This is a genomic window from Streptomyces sp. NPDC058198 (assembly GCF_042882605.1).
In the GTDB taxonomy this organism is placed as follows: domain Bacteria; phylum Actinomycetota; class Actinomycetes; order Streptomycetales; family Streptomycetaceae; genus Streptomyces.
Window position 1 is genome coordinate 193,701 of sequence record NZ_JBHVVP010000009.1, and the last position, 21,059, is coordinate 214,759.

Sequence of the window (21,059 nt, forward strand, 5' to 3'; positions counted from 1 at the left end):
CGCAACGCGTCCTGAGCGGCGGCCCTACCCGTCGAGTCCGATGGCGAAGGCCGCTTCCAGGTCGTGCTGGGAGTACGTACGGAACGCCACATGCGTGTCGGTGGCCTCGACGCCCGCGATCTTACTGATCCGGCCGGGGATCACATCCGCCAGATCGTCGTGCTTGGGGACGCGCACCATGGCGATCAGGTCGTACGTGCCGGTGACCGAGAAGACCTCGCTGACGCTGTCCAGCGCGGCGATCGACTCCGCGATCTCGGGGATCCGGTCCACGCTGGTCTTGATGAGCACGATCGCGGTGATCACGGTTGGCGTTCTCCCTCGGTGGCCGCGGTTTGGTCTCCCACTCTATCGGTACGCCAGTAGCGCACCCAGGCGTAGAGGAAGCCCGCGGCGAAGCCCACCAGATGCGCGAGATAGGCGACTCCCGGGCCCGCCCCCGCGTTCCGCGCCGCCAGCCACTGCAGCACGAACCAGAAGATCAGCACGATCCAGGCGGGGAAGCGCAGCGGCAGGAAGAAGAGAAACGGGAAGAGGCTGGTGACACGCGCCGTGGGGAAGAGGAAGAGGAAGGCGCCGAGCACCCCCGAGATCGCGCCAGAGGCCCCCACGAGGGTCTGCTCGGAGGTGGCGTTGACCGCCGCGAACACGAACAGCGCGAGATAGCCGACGCCGAGATAGAAGAGCAGGAACCACGCCCGGCCCATCCGCCGCTCGACCATCGCCCCGAAGACGTACAGGAAGAGCAGGTTCCCCAGCAGATGCAGCCAGTTGCCGTGCACGAAGAGCGCGGTCAGCGGGGTGAGCAGGGCATGCGGGGAGTTGCCCGTCAGCTCGGCCGGGATGACACCCCACCGTTCGAAATACGCGCTCTGCGCGGCGAGGAGGGCGTCCCCGTTCCCGTACACCGGATGGAAGCCCGACAGCGGACTGACCAGGAAGGCCAGACAGCAGAGGCCGATCAGCCCATAGGTCACCACCGGTCCGCCGGCCACCGTCCGCCAATTGATCACTGACAGAGCATGGCGTACCGGCACCGAACGGTACAGAGTGCCTCGCCGCTCCCCGGGGGCCCGCCAGGCCGTAGGGTTGCGTGTCATACCTCCGCCGTTCGACGGCGCACCGCACGAGGGACGACGAAAGAGGACGGCAATATGACGACGGTTCCCCAGCCGACGGCGACCACCCGGTGGCGCTGCACCCTGTGCGGCAATCTCACGCGCTTCGACGTGACACGTTCGTCGAAGGCCGTGGAGTACGTCCATCTGGACCTGGCCGGGGAACCGAAGGTCGAGGAACGCGAGGTGGTCAGTGAGACCATCGAGTCGGTGCGGTGTCGTTGGTGCAACGCGGTGGACCAGATCGAACTGGTGGACAGGCCGGGCGCCGGCTCCTGAGGGAGCCGCCCGAAAGGGGTAGTGGGGTGACGGATCGTGGAGCAGCCCGCGAGCGGTGCTGAGCCGGCCGGTGCGGCCGGCGGTGACGCCGCGGAGGCGCTCGACCGCCCGCTCCCGGACGGGGTACGGCGCCGGGTCGTCGGGCTCGTTTCCGACGCCTTCGGCGGTCTGACCGTCACCGAACTCCCCGCGCAGTTGCGGCAGTACGCCCGGTTCACGCCGAACAGGCGTGCCAAGTTCGCGGGCAACGCGATGGCCGCGGCGCTGGAGAGCGACCCGCTGTTCCGGCAGCGGATCGGGGAGCGGATCAGCCAGTCCCAGCCCGAGCTGGCCGCGGCTCTGGAGTCGGGATCGCCGCCCGCGGCGGCCGACCCGGTCGACGTGGCGGCGGCCGCGTACATCCTGCGTCCCCCCGGATGGGTGAAGTTGGTGGCGGCCGCGGGCGAGGAGGCCCAGCGGGCCCACGCCGAGCGCGCCGACGAGGAGGCCAGGCGCGAGCTGGAGCGGCTGCGCGAGGAACTGGCCGCCGCCCGGGCTCAGACGAAGAGCGAGACCGAGCGGCTGCGTACGGAGCTGGAGGCGGCCCGCAAGGAGGCCGAATCGCTCCACCGCAAGCTGCGCAGCGCCCAGAGCGATGTGAAGCGGGGCGAGGCCGCCCTGCGCCGTACGCACACGGAGGCCGAGGCGGTCAGGGCCGAGGCCGCCGCGCAGGTGTCGGCCGCCGAGAGCGAGACGCGCCGGATCAAGGCGCGGCTCGGCGAGGCGGAGTCGGCGGTCGAGGCGAGCCGCAGGGCCGCCCGTGAGGGCCGCTCGGTCGAGGACATGCGGCTGCGGCTGCTGCTGGACACGGTGCTGGAGTCCGCCCAGGGGCTGCGGCGCGAGCTGGCGCTGCCGCCCGCCGCCGTCCGTCCCGCCGACACGGTCGACGCGGTCGAGCCGGGCCGTATGTCTCCCAAGGACGTGGCGGCCCGCGCTCTCTCCGAGACCGATCCGGCGCTGCTCGACCAGCTGCTGGCGCTGCCGCAGGCCCATCTGATCGTGGACGGCTACAACGTCACCAAGACCGGCTATCCCACGATGCCGCTGGAGAAGCAGCGGCTGCGGCTGCTGGGCGGCCTCGCCATGCTCGCGGCGCAGACGGGCGCCGAGATGACCTGTGTCTTCGACGGCGCCGAGCTGGCGGCGCCGGTGCTGCTGGCCCCGCCGCGCGGGGTGCGGGTGCTGTTCTCCAAGGCGGGGGTGACCGCGGACGAGCTGATCCGCCAGCTCGTCCGGGCGGAGCCGCCCGGCCGGCCGCTGGTGGTGGTCTCCACCGACCGGGAGGTCGCGGACGGAGTGGCGAAGGCCGGGGCGAGACCGGTCGCGTCCGCTTTGTTGCTGAAGCGGCTTTCGCGCGTCTAGGCAACTCATGCGGCCAATGCCGGAATTGACCGTCCGATGTGGGAGCGCAGTGTCAAATGTCCATCACTGCCCGTGTGATGTCTGTAAATTATGCGCTTACTGACTGAGATTTTCCTCGTGAGGATTTGAACTGATCACAAGTAGGTCACTAAGGTCAGGCTTCGAACCTTCGCGCGGTTGATCGCCCATCCGGGGTGACAGCGAAGGTACCGCCGATTTCGTGCAGTTCAGCCCAGTTCGCGGGGGAGTCGGACGCATGAAGCCGGGGCTTTCGTCCCCAGGGCCCGGTAGGCGGCAGAGGAAGAAGGAGCTCGCCTTCGTGGCGTCCCACCGTCGTCCCAAGCAGCCGAGCCGCGCCCGTGTGACCGTGCTCACCGCCACTGCCGCCGCTGCCGTTGCTCTGACGTCCCAGGCCGCTCACGCCGACCCGAAGCCGAGCAAGAGCGACGTCAAGGAGAAGGTCGACAAGCTCTACGAGGACGCGGAGAAGGCCACCGAGAAGTACAACGGGGCCAAGGAGGCGCAGGGCAAGCTCGAGAAGCAGGTCGACGCCCTCCAGGACAAGGTCGCCCGCGGCCAGGACGAGCTCAACGACCTGCGCGACGGCCTCGGTTCGATGGCCAGCGCCCAGTACCGCACCGGCGGCATCGACCCCGCCGTGCAGCTCTTCCTCTCCTCCGACCCGGACACCTACCTGGCCAAGGCGTCCACGCTCGACCAGGTCACCGCCAAGCAGGCCGAGGCGCTCCAGCAGATCCAGTCGAAGCAGCGGTCCCTCGCGCAGCAGCGCAAGGAAGCCCAGGAGAAGGTCAAGGACCTCGCGGACACCCGCAAGGAACTCGGCGCGAAGAAGAACGAGGTCAAGGGCAAGCTCGCCGCCGCGCAGAAGCTGCTCAACACGCTCACCGCGCAGGAGCGCGCCGCGCTCGTCGACGAGGAGTCGCGCGCCAGCCGCGCCACCTCCCGCGCGGACCTCGGCAACTCGGTGCCCGCCTCGCAGCGTGCCTCCGCCGCGTTCGCCGCCGCCCAGGGCAAGATCGGCACGCCGTACGTCTACGGCGCCAGCGGCCCCGGCTCCTTCGACTGCTCCGGGCTGACCTCCTGGGCGTACGCCCAGGCCGGCGTCTCCATACCCCGTACGTCCGAGTCCCAGGCCAACGCCGGTACCCGGATAGGGATGAGCCAGCTCCAGCAGGGCGACCTGGTTCTCTTCTACGGCGACCTCCACCACGTCGGCTTCTACGCCGGCAACGGCCAGGTGCTGCACGCGCCCAAGCCGGGTGCCAGCGTGCGCTACGAGTCGATCAACAACATGCCGTTCCAGTTCGGTGTGCGCATCTGACGCACGGCCCACCGCACGCCGCCGGCACCGCCCATTCGGGCGAATTCCGGTAACGGCCGCTCACCCCGCGCCCCGCCGATGACCTGTGGTCCACGGCGGGGCGTCACTTTGTGTGCGCGGGGCGGTCGTTGGCCGTACCGTGGTCGCGCGGTTACTGTCTGCTCCGCGTAGCTCCGGCCATCGGTCCGCCCGTCGGGCGGCAGGAGCGGCGTGAGTGCGTACAGCGGAAGGGAGTGCGGCTACCTGTGGTGTCCCATCGCCGCTCCTCACAGTCCGGCCTGGGCTTCGCTGCCCGCGGCAGCGCGGCGCTGGCCGTGTCCACCGCGGCGGCCACGGCGGTGGTGCTCGGCGCCGCCCCGGCGGGCGCCGACCCGCAGCAGACGCCCGCGGCCGTCCGGGCCAAGGTCGACCGGCTGTACGAACAGGCCGAGAAGGCCACCGAGCAGTACAACAAGGCGGGCGAGCGGGCGGGCCGGCTGCGGACGCTGATCGGCCAGGCCCAGGACAGGGCCGCGCGGGGCCAGGAACGTATCAACCGGATGCGCGGAGCGCTCGGTTCGGTCGCGGGCTCGCAGTACCGCTCCGGCGGCATCGATCCGGCCCTCGCCCTGCTGCTCTCCTCCGACCCCGACAGCTATCTCGACAAGGCCTCGGTCCTGGAGCGGGTGAGCGAACGCCAGGCCGGTGTCCTGCGCGAACTCCAGCAGGCGCGGCGGACGCTGGGACAGGAACGCTCGGAAGCCGCGCACGGTCTCACCGAGCTGGAGCGCAGCAGGGCCGCCGTCGCCCGCCACAAGCGCGCCGTCGAAGGCAGACTGGCCGAGGCGCGGCGGCTGCTGAAGACCCTGCCCGCCGACGAGCGCGGCTCCTTCGACCGGGCCTCCCGCTCGGGCCGCTACGAGCTGACTGCGCTCGTCGGCGGCCTGCCCGGCGGCCTGCCGTCCTCGGCGCGGGCCGCGGCCGCGATGCTGGCGGCCCAGCGGGCCGTGGGCCTGCCCTACGTGTGGGGCGCCAACGGGCCCTCGCGCTTCGACTGTTCGGGGCTCACCCAGTGGGCGTACGCCCAGGCGGGCGTCGGACTGCCGCGCACCTCCCAGGCACAGCGGTACGCCGGCCGGCAGATCCCGCTGTCCCAGGCGCGGCCCGGCGACCTCGTGACGTACCGCGACGACGCGAGCCATATCGGGATGTACGCGGGCAACGGCCAGGTGATCCACGCGCCGTATCCCGGCGCCGCGGTGCGCTACGACCCGGTCGGCATGATGCCCGTCTCCTCGGTCACGCGCGTCTGATCCGGCGGCGGGACACCCCGTACGATCGGCCGGGTGGCAGGTCAGGGGCATACCGCGAGGGGACGGCACGGCGGCGCGCGCCGGCGCCCCGCCGTGCTGTGGCTCGCCGCTCTGCTGCTCGCGGCGGGTTGTACGGTCCCCGCCGAGCCCCCCGACGCCGCCACCGCGGAGATCCAGCTGACCCTGGACCGCTGGGCGGCGGCCGTCCTGGACCGGGACGAGCGCGCGTACCTGGCCGTCCTCGACCCCTCGGCGGGGACGCTGCGCGCCACCGGGCGCGGGGAGTTCGAGAACCTCGCCGAGATGCCGTTCAGCTCCTGGGAGTACCGGCTCACCGCGGTCCGGCACACCGGCCACCGGGCCACCGCCCAGGCCGAGCTGCGCTACCGGCTCGACGGCTACGACAGCGCGCCGGTGTCGACGCCCCGCACCCTGGAGCTGGGCGAGCGCGAAGGACGCTGGTACGTGACGGCGGACCGGCCGGGCAAGGGCGGCGCCCAGCAGCTCTGGCAGCAGGGCGACGTACGGGCCGTACGCGGCGGCCACAGCCTCGTCCTCGGCGTCGGGCAGCGCGAGGAGCGGCTGCGCGGGATCGCCGCCGCCGCGGACCTGGCCGTACCCGCCGTCGACGGCGCCTGGCCGGGCCGCTGGTCCCAGCGGGTGGTCGTGCTGGTGCCCGGATCCGTGGAATCCATGGCGCGGCTGCTGGGGGCGCCCGCGGCCGGCTACCGGGGCATCGCGGCGGTCACCACCGGAGAGACCGGACACTCGGGCGCGTCACCCGCCGACCGGGTCATCGTGAACCCGGACGCGTACGGCGCCCTCGGCGACTTCGGACAGCGGATCGTCCTCACCCACGAGACCACCCACGTGGCGACCCGCGCCGCCACCTCGGCGGCCACCCCGGTCTGGCTCTCGGAGGGCTTCGCGGACCGGGTCGCGTACCGCGGCACGGACCGGACCGCCGAGCAGATCGCCCCCGAACTGCAACGCGCCGTCCGCCTCGGCGAAGCGCCCGCCACCCTGCCGTCCGACGAGGACTTCGCCTTCGGCGGCGACGCCGGCCGGCTGGCACGCTCGTACGAGAGCGGCTGGCTGGCCTGCGAGCTGATCGCCGAGCGCTGGGGCGAGAAGCGGCTGACCGACTTCTACCGCGCCGTGGGCGCGCACGGCCGCCGCGACGGCGCGGTGGAGAAGGCGATGCACGATGTCCTGTCCACGACGCCGGAAGACTTCACGGCGCGCTGGCGCGGCTATCTGCGGGAGCGGCTGGGCTGACGGCCGCCCCGCCGGCCGGCCGGCGTTCCCGGGGGCCGGGGACGGTCCGCCGCCACAGCCGGCGGCAGGCGATCAGCGTCGCGGCGACCAGCAGCCCGTTGCGTACGGCCAGCAGCAGGATGCCCACGGGCCCGCCGAGCACCACATGCGAGAACAGAATCGGGAACTCGACCAGCGTCACCGCGGTGGCGGCCAGGACCAGCAGCGCGGGCACCCCCATCCGGCTCGCCCGCAGCGCCAGACAGGCGGCCGCCAGACCGACCAGCCACAGCATGTACTGAGGGCTGATCACCCGGCTCGTGGTGGTGAACAGCAGAACCGCGGCGAACGCCGCGTCGCACGGCGTGCTCGCGGTGAACTCGCGCGCCCTGAGCCGCCACACCAGCAGCCAGCAGAGAGCGAGCACGGACAGCCCCAGCGCCGCCCTGCTGACCAGTTCCACATACGGTCCGAGGAACTCCACGGAACCGTAGTTGAGCAGCACCTCCCCGTCCCAGCCGAAGCGCCTCGCCACCTGGAAGACGAGACCGCCCAGCGACTCGATCTCGGTGCCCCGGTCGCGCTGGAAGGTGAGGAAGGCCAGCGCGCCCGGCATCACGGCGGAGCCCAGCGCGAGCAGCCCGACGGCGGTGACGGCCGCGGCGGCCCACGACCCGCGGGTGGCCCGGTCGCGCGGGGTGCCCACCAGCAGCAGCACCGGCCACACCTTCAGCAGCGCGCCGAACCCGGCGAGTGCGCCCATCAGCCGCGGCCGCCGGGCCCCGGCGAGCAGCGCGACCACGGCCACAGCCGTCACCATCAGGTCGTACCGGGCGTACGACGTCGGACCGAGCAGCGGCACCCCCGCCAGCCACACCCACGCCCCCCGCGGCGACCGGCCCGCCCGGCCGCCCGCGCGCAGCAGCAGCCCGAAGACCAGCGCGTCGCAGAGGAACGCCAGCACGAAGAAGGCCGAGGCGTAGTCCAGGAACGGCAGCACCGCGGGGGAGCCGATCGCGAGCGCCGCGGCGGGCGGATACTGCCAGGTCACGTCGTCCAGCGGGAAGGTGCCGGTCTTCAGGATCTCGTACCAGCCCTGGTAGATCACCGAGACGTCGGAGGTGACGTCGGGCCCCGGCAGCGTGACCACCTTGAAGACACAGAGCAGCAGGGCGGCCCTGGTGAGGGCCCACACCAGGGCCGGGAAGCGTGTGCCGCGCGCGCCCGCCATGACCACCTCGTCCGATTCGTACGTGATTGCGGAAGTCATGATGCCGGGCGGGGCTGTGCGCGGGCGATGAGGCAGGGCCGTTGGGTACTGTCTGCGGCGATGCACAAGACATTGATCGTGACCAACGACTTTCCGCCCAGGCCCGGCGGCATCCAGGCGTTCCTGCACAACATCGCGCTCCGGCTGGACCCCGAGCGGCTCGTCGTCTACGCCTCCACCTGGAAGCGCGGCCGCGAAGGCGCGGAGGCGACCGCCGCCTTCGACGCCGAGCAGCCCTTCACCGTCGTACGCGACCGTACGACGATGCTGCTGCCCACCCCGCGCGTCACCCGGAGGGCGACCCGGCTGCTGCGCGAACACGGCTGTGAGTCGGTCTGGTTCGGCGCGGCGGCCCCGCTCGGTCTGATGGCGCCCGCGCTGCGCAGGGCGGGCGCCCGGCGCCTCGTCGCCACCACGCACGGCCACGAGGCCGGCTGGGCACAGCTGCCCGCCTCCCGGCAACTGCTGCGGCGCATCGGCGAGTCCACCGACACGATCACCTATCTCGGTGAGTACACCCGCTCCCGCATCGCCGCCGCGCTCACTACAGAGGCCGCCGCCCGCATGGTGCGCCTGCCGCCCGGCGTCGACGAGAAGACCTTCCACCCCGGCTCGGGCGGAGCGGCGGTCCGGGAGCGGCTCGGGCTCACGGGGCGGCCCGTCGTGGTCTGTGTGTCCCGGCTGGTGCCGCGCAAGGGCCAGGACACCCTGATCCTCGCCCTGCCCGCGATCCTGGCGCGCGTGCCGGATGCCGTGCTGCTGATCGTGGGCGGCGGACCGTACGAGCCGGAGCTGCGCAAGCTGGCGCGGGAGACGGGCGTCGCCGACGCCGTGCGCTTCACCGGCGCGGTCCCCTGGGCGGAGCTGCCCGCCCACTACGGCGCGGGCGACGTCTTCGCGATGCCCTGCCGCACCCGCCGCGGCGGCCTGGACGTCGAGGGCCTGGGCATCGTCTACCTGGAGGCCTCGGCGACGGGGCTCCCGGTGGTCGCGGGCGACTCGGGAGGCGCGCCGGACGCCGTGCTCGACGGCGAGACGGGCTGGGTGGTGCACGGCGGCCCGCCGTTGGCCGCGGCGGCGGAGTCGGCGGACCGGATCGTCACGCTGCTCCAGGACCCGGAGCTGCGGCGCCGGATGGGGGAGCGGGGGCGGGAATGGGTCGAGTCGCAGTGGCGCTGGGACGACCTGTCGAACAGGCTCGCGACGTTGCTGTAACGCGGGGCGCCTCCGGCGGGGGGCGTGGCAGCGGGGGTGCGGGGCCGTTCGTCGGGTGCGGGTGCCGGGGGTTCCGGAGGTCCGTGTCCGGACTGCATGATTTACGGCGCCGTGCGGGTGCGTTGTCGGGTGACGGCTGATCGTGCGCCACAAATCACGCTTTACGTCCGGACACGCACCTCCTGCACCCCCGACCCCCTCCCGCCGGTGGGCCCGCGCCAAGCGGCTCGTGGGCCTGGGGCCCCGGGGGGTCTGTGCGGGTGGTGGAGGGGGACGGGTAGGGGTGGTGTCCAGGACGTAGAGCGTGATTTGTGGCGCTCGACAACCTGTCACGTGACTTCCGGTCCGCACGCGCCGTAAATCATGCAGTCCAGGACACCACCCCTACCCGGCACCCGGCGACAACCCGCACCCGAACACCGGCCCCCGCCCAAGACAAGCCGCACCCGGCCAACCGCCGGACGGCGAAACGTCAAGGCTGATAGATCGCTTCGATCTCGTCCGCGAAGTCCTTCGCCACCACGTTTCGCTTGAGCTTCAGCGACGGCGTGATGTGTCCCGCGTCCTCCGTGAACTGCGCCGTCAGGACGCGGAACTTCCGTACCGACTCCGCCTTCGACACCGCGGCATTGCCCTCGTCCACCGCGCGCTGCACCTCGGCCAGCAGTTCCAGGTCCAGGCGCAGCGTCGCCGCCGTCGACCCGGACGGCTTGCCGTGGTCCCGGGCCCAGCGGCCGAGGAACTCCTCGTCGAGGGTGATCAGCGCGCCCACGAAGGGCCGTCCGTCGCCGACCACCATGCACTCCGCGACCAGCGCATGCGCCCTGATGCGGTCCTCGATCACCGCGGGGGCGACGTTCTTGCCGCCCGCGGTCACCAGGATCTCCTTCTTGCGGCCGGTGATCGCGAGATACCCGTCCTCGTCGAGCGTGCCGATGTCACCGGTGTGGAACCAGCCGTCGGCCAGCGCCTCGGCAGTCGCGCTCTCGTTGTTCCAGTAGCCCGTGAACAGGTGCTCGCCGTGGAGCAGCACCTCGCCGTCGTCGGCGATCCGTACGACCGAACCGGGCAGCGGCTGCCCGACCGTGCCGATCTTCTGCCGGTCCCACGGGTTGAAGGCGGTGGCCGCGCAGGACTCGGTGAGGCCGTACCCCTCCAGCACCGTGAAGCCGATGCCGCGGTAGAAGTGGCCGAGTCGCTCGCCGAGCGGGGCGCCGCCGGAGATGGCGTACTCGCCGCGCCCGCCGAGTACCGCGCGCAGCTTGCCGTAGACGAGCTTGTCGAAGACCTTGTGGCGGATCCTGAGGCCGAGCGACGGACCCTGGGGGGTGGACAGCGCGCGGCTGTACGCGATGGCCGTGTGCGCGGCCTTGTCGAAGATCCTGCCCTTGCCGTCGGCCTGTGCCTTGGCGCGGGCGGAGTTGTAGACCTTCTCGAAGACGCGCGGTACGCCGAGGATCAGCGTCGGCCGGAAGCTGGCCAGTTCCTCGGTGAGGTTCTTGATGTCCGGCACGCAGCCGAGCTTGATCGGCGCCATCACGGCCGCGACCTCGACGAGCCGCCCGAAGACATGCGCGGCGGGGAGGAAGAGCAGGACGGAGCACTCGCCGGTACGGAAGAGGGGCTTGAGGCGCTCCACCGCGTTGCCGCACTCCGCGAAGAAGCTGCGGTGCGTCAGCACACAGCCCTTGGGGCGGCCGGTGGTCCCCGACGTGTAGACGATCGTCGCCGGGTCGTCGGCCCTCGCCGTCGCGGCGCGCTCGTCGACCACCGCGTCGGTGATCTCCGCACCGGCCGAGGTCAGCTGCTCGACGCCGCCCTTGTCGATCTGCCAGATGTCGCGCAGGCCGGGCAGCCCGGGCCGTACCGACTCGACCGAGGCGGCGTGCTCCTCGCTCTCCACGATGACGGCGACCGCGCCCGAGTCGCCGAGGATCCACTGCACCTGCTCGGCCGAGCTGGTCTCGTAGACCGGTACGGTGACCGCGCCGGCGCTCCAGATCGCGAAGTCGAGCTGCACCCATTCGAAGCGGGTACGGGACATCAGCGCGACCCGGTCGCCGGGCTGGATGCCCGCCGCGATCAGGCCCTTGGCCGCGGCCCGCACCTCGGCGAGGAACTGGGTGGCGGTGACATCGGCCCAGGCGCCGGCCACCTTGCGGGCCAGCACCGCGACATCGGGATGCTGAGCGGCATTGCGGCGGATGAGATCCGTCAGGTTGCCGTCCGAGGGGACCTCGTACAGGGCCGGAAGGCTGAACTCGCGCAAGACTGCTGCTCCTCATCGGGCGCCGGCGCCACGGCTCTGTGTGATGCGCCGGTTGCGGTCCAAGATCGGGCAGGTGCTCCGTGGAGCGCGACCGGACTGCCCGGACGTTACCCACCGGTACTTTTCGTCGGTACTTCGCGCACAGTAGTCCACACCTCTGACACCAGGGAAGTAACCGCAGGTCCGGCGCCCTCTACCGAGTAAGGGGAACGGCACCCTAGGGTGATCGTCATGCCTGGTGTGCGAGTCAACGTGATCAGCGATGTCCATGGGAACACGCAGGGCCTCGCGAGGGCGGGAGAGGGCGCCGACGCTCTCATCTGCCTCGGCGACCTCGTCCTCTTCCTCGACTACGCGGACCACTCGCGCGGGATCTTCCCCGATCTCTTCGGCGTCGAGAACGCCGACCGGCTCGTGGAGCTGCGCACCGCCCGCCGCTTCGACGAGGCACGGGACTTCGGCCGCGCGCTGTGGGCCGGCCTGAGCGTCGACCCGGCCGCCGCCATCGAAGGGGCGGTACGGCGCCAGTACGCCGAGCTGTTCGCGGCGCTGCCCACCCCGACGTACGCCACCTACGGCAATGTCGACATCCCGGACCTCTGGGCGGAGTACGCGGGACCGGGTGTCACCGTGCTCGACGGTGAGCGTGTCGAGCTGGGCGGCCGCGTCTTCGGCTTCGTCGGCGGTGGACTGCGCACCCCGATGCGCACCCCGTACGAGATCTCCGACGAGGAGTACGCAGCCAAGGTCGAGGCGCTCGGTCCCGTCGATGTGCTGTGCTCGCACATTCCGCCCGATGTGCCCGAGCTGACGTACGACACCGTCGCCCGCCGCTTCGAGCGCGGCAGCCGCGCCCTGCTGGACGCCATCCGCCGTACGAAGCCCCGCTACGCGCTCTTCGGCCATGTCCATCAGCCGCTGGCCGGCCGGATGCGCGTGGGCGCGACGGAGTGCGTGAACGTCGGTCATTTCGCCGCGACCGGACGGCCGTGGACCCTGGAATGGTGAGCGGTGCGCACGCGATAGCCTGCACACCACATACCCGGACCCACCACACACCCCTGACCGGCCTTCCCCTCGCTTCGCGGAGGAGAGACCCCATCTGGAGGAGCACGGCGATGGCGGAACACACCAGTTCGAGCATCACGATCGAGGCGGCACCCGCCGACGTCATGGGCGTGATCGCCGACTTCGGCCGCTATCCCGAGTGGACCGGCGAGGTGAAAGAGGCCGAGGTGCTCGCCACCGACGACAAGGGCCGCGCCGAGCAGGTCAGGCTGGTGCTGGACGCCGGAGCGATCAAGGACGACCACACCCTCGCGTACACCTGGACCGGGGACGACGAGGTCAGCTGGACGCTCGTCAAGTCGCAGATGCTGCGCGCCCTGGACGGCTCGTACCTCCTCGCGCCCGTCGCCGGCGGCGACCGCACCGAGGTCACCTACCGGCTGACCGTCGACGTCAAGATCCCGATGCTCGGCATGATCAAGCGCAAGGCCGAGAAGGTCATCATCGACCGCGCCCTGGCGGGCCTGAAGAAGCGCGTCGAATCCGCCCCCGGAGTCTGACCCCGATGCGTACGGTTCTCGTCACCGGACCCGGCGGCGCCGGCCGTACCACCATCGCCGCGGCGACCGCCCTGGCCGAGGCCCGGCGCGGCAGGCGCGCCCTGCTGCTCTCCGCCGACGCCCTCGGTGATCTCCTCGGCGCACCGGTGAGCGCGGACCCCACCGAGGTGCGGGACGGCCTGTGGGCCGCGCGCATCGACTCCGGCGAGCACTTCCGTACGGAACTTCTCGCCCTCCAGGAGCGGGCGGCCGCCGGACTCGATCTCCTCGGCGCCCGCCCGCTGACCGGCGAGGAACTCACCGAGCTGCCGGGCAGTGAGCAGTTCGCCCTGCTCCACGCGCTGCGCCGGGCCGCGGACGGCGACTGGGACGTGCTGGTCGTCGACCTGCCGCCGGTACGGGACGCCCTGGCCGTACTCGCCCTGCCCGAGCAGCTGCGCCGCTATCTGCGCCGGCTGCTGCCCCAGGAGCGGCAGGCCGCGCGCGCCCTGCGCCCGCTGATGGCCCAGCTCGCCGGCGTGCCGATGCCGTCGCAGTGGCTGTACGACACCGCCGCGCGCCGGGACGCCGAGCTGGCCGAGGTCCAGTCGCTGATCGAGGACCGGACGACTACGGTGCGGCTGGTCGCCGAGCCGGGGCCCGCCGCGGCGGAGGCCGTGCGCACCGCCCGTACCGGCCTCGCCCTGTACGGCCTGCGGGCCGACGCGCTCGTGGCGAACCGGATACTGCCCCGCGACGAGGCCGGCCATTGGCTCGCGACACTCGTCGCCCAGCAGCGGAAGTGCCTGGACGAGTGGTACGAGCGGGCGGTGCCCGAGGCCGCGCTCCGCGAGGTGGGGCATCTGGGCCGCGACCCGCACGGTCCCGACGACCTCACGCTGCTCGACACCGGACTCGCCGCCGGACCGGACGACGCCGCCCCGGGCCCCGCCGGCGACCCCTGGTGGGTCGAGGACCGGATCGCCGAGGACGATCTGCTCGTCTGGTGCCTCCCGCTGCCCGGCGCGGTCAAGAGCGAACTGTCCCTGACGCGCCGGGACGACGAACTCCTGCTCACCGTCGGCCCGTTCCGCCGGATCGTTCCGCTGCCGTCCGCGCTGCGCCGCTGCACCGTCACCGGGGCCGCCCTCACGGACGGCGTGCTCCGGGTCAGATTCACCCCCGACCCCGGTCTGTGGCCGCGTACCTCCTGAACGACTCGCGGCCGTTCGGGTACCGTCGACGGTACGAACCCTTCCGCTGTCCATGGCGGAAGGACCGGTCCCTGACGCGCAGGAGAACCCCATGAGCGAAGCCACCGAGCGCCCCGCCGCCGACTCGGACGCCTGGGCCACGGCATGCGCGGAAGACCTCGAAGCGGAACAGGCCCGCCGCCGTGCCGCCTACGGCCGGCCGCCCGCGTCCGCCTCCGAGGAACTGCGCAAGCTGGTCGACGCCGTCGCCGACAAGGTCTCCTCACTGCAGGGCCCGCTGTTCGGCATGGCCACCCAGGGCGCCGTACAGCAGTTCATCAGCCAGGCCAAGGCCGCCGTCGAGCCCGTGATCGAGCGCAACCCCGGAGTCTTCGACCATCTCGCGGCCGCGGGGAACGAACTGCTCGCCGCGTACCGCTCCGCCGTCGAGGGCCAGGAGAACCGCTGGACCCAGGACTCCGCGGCCCCGCCGTCCACGACCGCGCCGTCGGCGGGACCGGACGCCGCACACGAGACGAAGAAGTCGGAAGACCCCACGGACCCCAGGGACGAAGGACCTGGTCCGGGCGGTCACATCGACCTGGACTGACAGCCGCGCGCCCGCCCTCGGGTACGGTTGGCCCTAGCGGGGCTCGACCGAAAACTGAGGGACACATGGGACTCACCATCGGCGTCGACATCGGCGGCACGAAGATCGCGGCCGGCGTGGTCGACGAAGAGGGCACCATCCTGGAGACGCACAAGGTACCCACCCCGCCGACCGCCGAAGGCATCGTGGACGCGATCTGCGCCGCGGTCGCCGGCGCCGGCGAAGGGCATCAGATCGAGGCCGTCGGCATCGGCGCCGCCGGCTACGTCGACGACAAGCGCGCCACCGTCCTCTTCGCGCCGAACATCAACTGGCGGCACGAACCGCTCAAGGACAAGGTCGAGCAGCGGGTCGGCCTGCCGGTCGTCGTGGAGAACGACGCCAACGCCGCCGCCTGGGGCGAGTACAGGTTCGGGGCCGGGCAGGGCCACGAAGACGTCATCTGCATCACGCTCGGCACGGGGCTCGGCGGCGGCATCATCATCGGCAACAAGCTGCGCCGCGGACGCTTCGGTGTGGCCGCCGAGTTCGGGCACATCCGGGTCGTTCCCGACGGTCTGCTGTGCGGCTGCGGCAGCCAGGGCTGCTGGGAGCAGTACGCGTCCGGGCGTGCCCTCGTCCGGTACGCGCGCCAACGCGCCAACGCCACACCGGAGAACGCCGGGGTCCTGCTCGGTCTCGGCGACGGCACCCCGGACGGCATCGAGGGCCGGCACATCAGCGCGGCGGCCCGCGCCGGCGACCCGGTGGCCATCGACTCGTTCCGCGAGCTGGCCCGTTGGGCGGGGGCCGGTCTCGCCGACCTGGCCTCGCTCTTCGACCCGTCCGCGTTCATCGTCGGCGGCGGCGTCTCGGACGAGGGCGAGCTGGTCCTCGACCCGATCCGCAAGTCCTTCAGACGCTGGCTGATCGGCGGCGAGTGGCGCCCGCACGCCCAGGTTCTGGCGGCCCAACTGGGCGGCGAGGCAGGGCTGGTGGGAGCGGCGGACCTGGCCAGGCAGGGCTGATTCACCACGACTGTGCCCGCCGGACCCCGCGTGGGGGTACGGCGGGCACAGCCATGTCCGGTGCCGGTGCCATCGCTCGGGCCGTGTGCCGCCCGCTATCTTGTGGGCATGGCGATGACCCCGCTGCCCGACTCCCGTACCGAGCCGGACGGTTCGGCCGTGATCCGGGTGCTCAGTTACAACATCCGCTCGATGCGCGACGACCGTGCGGCGCTGGCCCGGGTGATCCTGGCCTGCGCGCCCGATCTGGTCTTCGTCCAGGAGGCACCGCGGTTCTTCCGCTGGCGCAAGCACGCGGCCCGGCTGGCCGCCCGCACCGGCCTCGTAGTGCTCAGCGGCGGCGCCACCGCGTCCGGTCCGCTGCTGCTCTGCTCGCTGCGCACCACCGTCGAGCGGACCGAGGACATCCTGCTGCCGCTCACCCCCGGCCTGCACCGGCGCGGCTTCGCGACGGCGGTGGTACGGATCGGGCGGGCCAGGATCGGACTGCTCAGCTGTCATCTGAGCCTGCGGAGCGACGAGCGGTACGCGCAGGCGGGCATGGTGCTCGACCGACTGAAAGCCATGGACGTACCGCACGCCATCGCGGCCGGTGACCTCAACGACCGTCCCACCGGCCGCAGTTTCCGGCGGCTGGCGGGGGAGCTCCAGGACTGCTGGGCGGCCCGGCCGTGGGGCGGCGAGTACACCTCGACGCCCGGGAACCCGCAGCAGCGCATTGACGCGATCTTCGCCACCGAGGGAGTCGAGGTCCTCGGCTGCGGGGTGCCGCGGGGACTGCCGGGCCTCAGCGAGGACGACCTGAGGGCGGCCACGGATCACCTTCCGGTGCTGGCCGCCCTCCGTGTCCCCGCGTCCTGAGCCTCAGACGACCGCGCCGCGGCCCGGGTCGTCGTCCTCCTCGTCGCCGTGCTGCATCCGCGCCACCAGGGTGGCGAAGCCGCCCAGGAAGCCGCCGATACAGACCGTGGTCAGCCACCACGTCATGTCCCACCGCAGCAGGACGGCGACCAGCATCAGCACCGGGCCGCCGATCACCGCGAGCCAGGCGAACCGGGAGGTCACATCGGACTCCGGCAGCGGCGGCGGCTCCGGCGGGACGAAATGCCCCTCGTCGCCGTCGTCGAAGTCCTCCTCCCGCTCCTCGGGCACCTCGTAGTCGCGCGGACCCCGGACACCCGGCGCGAAGACGACCGAGCCGCCCAGCGCGGGCTTCGTCTCCTCGGAGTCCGTCTCCGGGCCCGCCGGGTCCTGGTCGGGCTCCGTCTTGTTCCGTTCGCTCTCCAGCAGGGCCAGATCGTCCACCGACTTGAACGGCTTGGCGCCCGGCGGGTCCGCCGGCTCGTCCCCGTACGCGGCGACGATCGCCGCCCAGGCGGCGTCCTCGTCGATCGGCTGCGGCTCGCGGTCCGCGTCATGCTCAGCCACCGGTCGTGCTCCCCTTCTTCCCGACACTCGGAGCGAGGCGGCCGATGAACGCGTGACTCTCCTCGAAAATCCGCTCCGCGTCATGGTCCAACGTCGCCACGTGGTAGCTCTGTTCCAGCAGGACTTCCCGGACATCCCGCGACGAGACCCGGCCCAGGATCCGGGCCGAGTCGGCCGGCGGCACCACATGGTCCTGCGGGCTGTGCAGCAGCAGCAACGGCTGGGTGACCTGGGGCAGCGCCGCGTCCACCAGCCGGAAGAACTGACGCAGGGAGTGAGCGGCGTGCAGCGGCACCCGGTCGTAACCGAGCTCCTCGCTGCCCTCCTTGGCGATGTCGTTCGTCAGTCCGCCGGTCGACGGGATCAGATGGCGGACGACGGGAAGGGCGTACGCCGCCAGGCCGTGCACCTTCATTCCCGGGTTCACCACGACGACCCCGCTGACCGCCGTCCCGTGCTTCTCGGCGAGCCGCAGCGCCAGCGCCCCGCCCATCGAGAGCCCGAGCACGAAGACCTGGCCGCACTTCTCCAGCAGCTCCCGCAGCTCCCGGTCCACTTCCGCGTACCAGTCCTGCCAGCCGGTGAGCTGCATGTCCTGCCAGCGCGTCCCGTGACCGGGGAGCAGCGGCAGGGACACGGTCAGCCCGCGCTCGGCCAGATACTCGGCCCAGGGGCGCAGCGACTGCGGAGAGCCGGTGAATCCGTGACAGAGAAGGACGCCGACCTCGCCGCCCTCGTGGCGGTACGGCTCGGCTCCAGGAAGGACCGGCACCAGGGTCTCCTGTTCGTGAGGCTCGGAATATGTACTTCACCGTACGCGACCGGACCGACACCGACCAGATCCGTCAGGCCCCCCATGCAGGACAGCGCGAGCCGCCCACGCGTTAAGGTCTGTCGGACAGCACACAGGAGGCATTCGAGTTGATCTACGGCGCAATGAAGTTCTCCATCGGGGGGTCCTTGAAGCTTGCCTTCAGGCCCTGGGTGGAGGGCATCGAGAACATTCCCGCCGAGGGGCCGGCGATCCTGGCGAGCAACCATCTGTCGTTCTCCGACTCGTTCTTCCTCCCGGCCGTGCTCGACCGCAAGGTCACCTTCATCGCCAAGGCCGAGTACTTCACCTCACCCGGGGTGAAGGGCAAGTTGACCGCGGCCTTCTTCAAGGGCGTCGGACAGCTGCCGGTGGACCGCTCCGGCGCACGCGGCGCGGGCGAGGCGGCGATCCAGAGCGGGATAAAGGTCCTGGAGAACGGTGAACTCTTCGGTATCTACCCCGAGGGCACCCGCTCACCAGACGGCCGCCTCTACCGGGGCAAGCCGGGCGGCCTGGCACGCGTGGCCCTCGCCTCCGGAGCGCCGGTCATCCCGGTCGCCATGATCGACACGGAGAAGATCCAGCCGCCCGGCAAGGTGGTCCCCAAGCTGATGCGCCCGGGGATCAGGATCGGCAAGCCGCTGGACTTCAGCCGCTACCAGGGCATGGAGGGCGAACGCTTCATCCTCCGGTCGGTGACCGACGAGGTCATGTACGAGATCATGAAGCTGTCCGGCCAGGAGTACGTGGACATCTACGCAACGGCGGCCAAGCGCCAACTGGCCGACGCGGCAAAGGCAGCAGGGACGACGACGGGCGAGTGAGCCGAAGGGGCGCGCCGCTGTCGAAAGGGAGAACGCGCACAGGCCCCGAGGTACGAGGGGCCGAGCACGATCGACCGTCGACAGGGGCTTAAAGCGCCCCGGAGGCGAACCGAGCCGTCAAAAAAGGGGCGAGTGAGCCGAAGGGGCGCGCCGCTGTCGAAAAGGAGAGCGCGCACAGGCCCCGAGGTACGAGGGGCCGAGCACGGTCGACTGTCGACAGGGGCTTAAAGCGCCCCGGAGGCGAACCGAGCCCTAAAAAAAGAGGTGGGGGGCCGAGTATGTCGGTGGAGCAGCCGTTGTGGCGGGCGCTGAGCGCCTACCGGCCACTGACGATGGTCTACGCCGTCCTGTTGTTCGTCTTCGAGCGCCAGAGGTTCGAACGCCCTTGGGTCGCCGCCGCGTTCCTCGCGTTCCTCGCCGTCTGGACCCTCGCCACGCTCCCCAAAGTGGCGAACGCCGCGAGCTGCACCAAGCGCTTCCTCGCCGCCGATCTCACCGTCGCCCTCACCGGCATCCTGCTCACACCGCTGGCCGACGCGCAGGCCCAGCAGATCGACGGCCCCACCCTGCCGTCGATATGGACCGCGGGCTCGGTCCTCGCCTTCGCGATCAAGGGCGGCTGGCGCTGGGCCTGCGTGGCCTCGTCCTTCGTCGCGGTCGCCAATCTCATCGAGCGCGCCCACCCCAGCCGGGACACGCTCCACAATGTGCTGCTCGTCTGGGTCGCCTCCATCGCCATCGGTTACGTCGTCGAGGTCGCCCGCGCCTCCGAACGCACCCTGGCCCGCGCCCTGGAGATCGAGGCCGCGACCCGGGAGCGCGAGCGGCTGGCCCGTGACATCCATGACAGCGTGCTCCAGGTGCTGGCGATGGTGCAGCGGCGCGGTACGGCCCTGGGCGGCGAGGCCGAGGAGCTCGGCCGGATGGCGGGGGAGCAGGAGATCGCCCTGCGGACCCTGGTCTCCAGCGGACTGGTGCCCACCACCCGCGCCTCGGAGGACGCCGCGTACGGCTCGTCGGTCCGCGCCGCCGAGCCGTACGAGGACCCGGCGCCGTGCGACCTGCGCTCGCTGCTCGCGCCGTACACCGGCTCGAAGGTCACCTTCGCCGAGCCCGGCGCCCCGGTGCTGCTGGAACCCGCGGCGGCCAGGGAGTTGGCGGCGGCTGTCAGTGCCGCCCTGGACAATGTCAGCAGACACGCGGGTACCGACGCCCGCGCCTGGATCCTGGTCGAGGACTGGCCGGACGAAGTGATCGTGACGGTCAGAGACGACGGTCCGGGCATTCCGGAAGGACGGCTCGCCCAGGCGGAGGGGGAGGGGCGCCTCGGCGTCGCCCTCTCGATCCGCGGCCGGCTCAGGGACTTGGGCGGCACGGCCGAGCTGATCTCGGTGCCGGGACAGGGCACCGAGGTCGAATTGAAGGTTCCACGGGGACGGGGGAAGGCGGAGCGATGAGCGAGCGGGGCGCGGCGGAGACGGGACAGCCGGTCAGGGTGATGGTGGTGGACGACCACCCGATGTGGCGGGACGCCGTCGCCCGTGATCTGGACGCGGCCGGTTTCGAGGTGGTCGCGACCGCCGGGGATGGTCCGCAGGCGGTGCGGCGCGCGAAGGCCACCACACCGCGGGTGCTCGTGCTCGACCTCAATCTGCCCGGTATGCCCGGGGTTCAGGTCTGCAAGGAGCTCGTCGGCTCCCATCCCGGACTGCGCGTCCTGGTGCTCTCCGCCAGCGGGGAGCATGCCGATGTCCTGGAGGCGGTGAAGTCGGGCGCCACCGGTTATCTGCTCAAGTCGGCCAGTACGGAAGAGCTGATCGACGCCGTGCGCCGCACCGCCCTCGGCGATCCGGTCTTCACTCCCGGCCTCGCGGGCCTGGTGCTCGGGGAGTACCGCAGGCTGGCCTCGGAACCGGCGCCCGCCGCCTCCGACGAGCCCAAGGCCCCGCAGCTGACCGAGCGGGAGACCGAGGTGCTGCGGCTGGTCGCCAAGGGGCTCTCGTACAAGCAGATCGCCGAGCGCCTGGTCATCTCGCACCGCACCGTGCAGAACCACGTGCAGAACACCCTCGGCAAGCTGCAACTGCACAACCGCGTCGAGCTGGTGCGCTACGCCATCGAGCGCGGTCTCGACGACGCCTGAGGCGTAGCCGGCCGTCCTCCGTCCCGGAACCACCTCCAACCGCCCTCTGG

At 71.8% G+C, this 21,059-nt stretch carries 21 protein-coding genes; 15 read left to right on the forward strand and 6 right to left on the reverse strand.

The genetic code is table 11. From position 1 onward, the window contains the following. Positions 1 to 24 precede the first annotated feature (24 nt). Together ACFVWW_RS26350 and ACFVWW_RS26355 are read right to left on the reverse strand one after the other, a co-directional pair. Positions 25 to 306, reverse strand: coding sequence for an Lrp/AsnC family transcriptional regulator (locus tag ACFVWW_RS26350; protein ID WP_384181644.1), 282 nt, complete (start codon positions 304 to 306; stop codon positions 25 to 27). Next, complete coding sequence (locus ACFVWW_RS26355) at positions 303 to 977, reverse strand: rhomboid family intramembrane serine protease (protein ID WP_384181766.1); 675 nt, start codon at positions 975 to 977, stop codon at positions 303 to 305. The genes ACFVWW_RS26350 and ACFVWW_RS26355 overlap by 4 nt, the downstream gene beginning before the upstream one ends. Before the next feature lie 177 nt (positions 978 to 1,154). Here ACFVWW_RS26355 and ACFVWW_RS26360 point away from each other — a divergent pair, with 177 nt between their 5' ends. From ACFVWW_RS26360 to ACFVWW_RS26380, 5 genes are all read left to right on the forward strand, one after another. Then, positions 1,155 to 1,397, forward strand: a complete 243-nt coding sequence (locus ACFVWW_RS26360; protein ID WP_384181642.1) for a hypothetical protein — start codon at positions 1,155 to 1,157, stop codon at positions 1,395 to 1,397. 36 nt (positions 1,398 to 1,433) lie between these two features. Further along, on the forward strand, positions 1,434 to 2,798 hold the full coding sequence (locus ACFVWW_RS26365) for an NYN domain-containing protein (RefSeq protein ID WP_384181640.1): 1,365 nt from the start codon (positions 1,434 to 1,436) through the stop codon (positions 2,796 to 2,798). A gap of 319 nt (positions 2,799 to 3,117) precedes the next feature. Further along, positions 3,118 to 4,140, forward strand: a complete 1,023-nt coding sequence (locus ACFVWW_RS26370) for an NlpC/P60 family protein (protein WP_384181638.1) — start codon at positions 3,118 to 3,120, stop codon at positions 4,138 to 4,140. A 245-nt stretch (positions 4,141 to 4,385) separates the two neighbouring features. Next, on the forward strand, positions 4,386 to 5,432 hold the full coding sequence (locus ACFVWW_RS26375) for an NlpC/P60 family protein (RefSeq protein ID WP_386877857.1): 1,047 nt from the start codon (positions 4,386 to 4,388) through the stop codon (positions 5,430 to 5,432). Positions 5,433 to 5,465: 33 nt separating this feature from the next. Next, positions 5,466 to 6,710 carry a hypothetical protein gene (locus ACFVWW_RS26380; RefSeq protein WP_384181634.1) on the forward strand — a complete coding sequence of 415 codons (1,245 nt, stop codon included), beginning with the start codon at positions 5,466 to 5,468 and terminating at the stop codon, positions 6,708 to 6,710. On the opposite strand, the gene ACFVWW_RS26385 is transcribed toward ACFVWW_RS26380, so the two are convergent. Further along, the gene (locus ACFVWW_RS26385) at positions 6,667 to 7,920 is read right to left on the reverse strand and encodes a glycosyltransferase 87 family protein (RefSeq protein WP_386877928.1); all 1,254 of its coding nucleotides are present in this window, start codon (positions 7,918 to 7,920) and stop codon (positions 6,667 to 6,669) included. The two genes, ACFVWW_RS26380 and ACFVWW_RS26385, sit on opposite strands and share 44 nt — an antisense overlap. 99 nt (positions 7,921 to 8,019) lie before the next feature. Here ACFVWW_RS26385 and ACFVWW_RS26390 point away from each other — a divergent pair, with 99 nt between their 5' ends. Continuing rightward, complete coding sequence (locus ACFVWW_RS26390; RefSeq protein ID WP_386877856.1) at positions 8,020 to 9,174, forward strand: glycosyltransferase family 4 protein; 1,155 nt, start codon at positions 8,020 to 8,022, stop codon at positions 9,172 to 9,174. Positions 9,175 to 9,646: 472 nt separating this feature from the next. Here ACFVWW_RS26390 and ACFVWW_RS26395 read toward each other — a convergent pair whose 3' ends face one another. After that, positions 9,647 to 11,443: an AMP-dependent synthetase/ligase gene (locus ACFVWW_RS26395; RefSeq protein ID WP_386877855.1), complete on the reverse strand. Its 1,797-nt coding sequence runs from the start codon at positions 11,441 to 11,443 to the stop codon at positions 9,647 to 9,649. 231 nt (positions 11,444 to 11,674) lie between these two features. On the opposite strand from ACFVWW_RS26395, the gene ACFVWW_RS26400 reads away from it, so the two are divergent. The 6 genes from ACFVWW_RS26400 to ACFVWW_RS26425 all read left to right on the forward strand — a co-directional run bounded on the left by ACFVWW_RS26400 (position 11,675) and on the right by ACFVWW_RS26425 (position 16,661). After that, positions 11,675 to 12,451, forward strand: a complete 777-nt coding sequence (locus ACFVWW_RS26400) for a metallophosphoesterase (RefSeq protein WP_384181628.1) — start codon at positions 11,675 to 11,677, stop codon at positions 12,449 to 12,451. Positions 12,452 to 12,561: 110 nt separating this feature from the next. Then, on the forward strand, positions 12,562 to 13,011 hold the full coding sequence (locus ACFVWW_RS26405) for an SRPBCC family protein (RefSeq protein ID WP_384181626.1): 450 nt from the start codon (positions 12,562 to 12,564) through the stop codon (positions 13,009 to 13,011). A gap of 5 nt (positions 13,012 to 13,016) precedes the next feature. Continuing rightward, on the forward strand, positions 13,017 to 14,204 hold the full coding sequence (locus ACFVWW_RS26410) for an ArsA family ATPase (protein ID WP_384334142.1): 1,188 nt from the start codon (positions 13,017 to 13,019) through the stop codon (positions 14,202 to 14,204). A gap of 91 nt (positions 14,205 to 14,295) precedes the next feature. Continuing rightward, complete coding sequence (locus ACFVWW_RS26415; protein ID WP_386877854.1) at positions 14,296 to 14,793, forward strand: DUF5304 domain-containing protein; 498 nt, start codon at positions 14,296 to 14,298, stop codon at positions 14,791 to 14,793. A 65-nt stretch (positions 14,794 to 14,858) separates the two neighbouring features. Continuing rightward, positions 14,859 to 15,800, forward strand: a complete 942-nt coding sequence (locus tag ACFVWW_RS26420; protein ID WP_384181620.1) for an ROK family glucokinase — start codon at positions 14,859 to 14,861, stop codon at positions 15,798 to 15,800. A gap of 108 nt (positions 15,801 to 15,908) precedes the next feature. Further along, positions 15,909 to 16,661 (forward strand): endonuclease/exonuclease/phosphatase family protein, encoded by a 753-nt coding sequence (locus ACFVWW_RS26425; protein ID WP_384181618.1) that lies wholly within the window; start codon positions 15,909 to 15,911, stop codon positions 16,659 to 16,661. A 3-nt stretch (positions 16,662 to 16,664) separates the two neighbouring features. Here ACFVWW_RS26425 and ACFVWW_RS26430 read toward each other — a convergent pair whose 3' ends face one another. Together ACFVWW_RS26430 and ACFVWW_RS26435 are read right to left on the reverse strand one after the other, a co-directional pair. Beyond that, positions 16,665 to 17,228, reverse strand: coding sequence for a hypothetical protein (locus ACFVWW_RS26430; RefSeq protein WP_386877853.1), 564 nt, complete (start codon positions 17,226 to 17,228; stop codon positions 16,665 to 16,667). Further along, positions 17,221 to 18,000: an alpha/beta hydrolase gene (locus ACFVWW_RS26435; protein WP_384181614.1), complete on the reverse strand. Its 780-nt coding sequence runs from the start codon at positions 17,998 to 18,000 to the stop codon at positions 17,221 to 17,223. The genes ACFVWW_RS26430 and ACFVWW_RS26435 overlap by 8 nt, the downstream gene beginning before the upstream one ends. 149 nt (positions 18,001 to 18,149) lie before the next feature. Between ACFVWW_RS26435 and ACFVWW_RS26440 the strand changes: the two genes are divergently transcribed. From ACFVWW_RS26440 to ACFVWW_RS26450, 3 genes are all read left to right on the forward strand, one after another. Then, a complete protein-coding gene (locus ACFVWW_RS26440) occupies positions 18,150 to 18,866 on the forward strand; it encodes a lysophospholipid acyltransferase family protein (RefSeq protein WP_384181612.1) in 717 nt (238 codons plus the stop codon). Positions 18,867 to 19,144: 278 nt separating this feature from the next. Next, complete coding sequence (gene macS, locus ACFVWW_RS26445; protein ID WP_386877852.1) at positions 19,145 to 20,323, forward strand: MacS family sensor histidine kinase; 1,179 nt, start codon at positions 19,145 to 19,147, stop codon at positions 20,321 to 20,323. Further along, the gene (locus ACFVWW_RS26450; protein ID WP_384192522.1) at positions 20,320 to 21,009 is read left to right on the forward strand and encodes a response regulator; all 690 of its coding nucleotides are present in this window, start codon (positions 20,320 to 20,322) and stop codon (positions 21,007 to 21,009) included. Before macS ends, ACFVWW_RS26450 begins: the two co-directional genes overlap by 4 nt. Positions 21,010 to 21,059 lie beyond the last annotated feature (50 nt).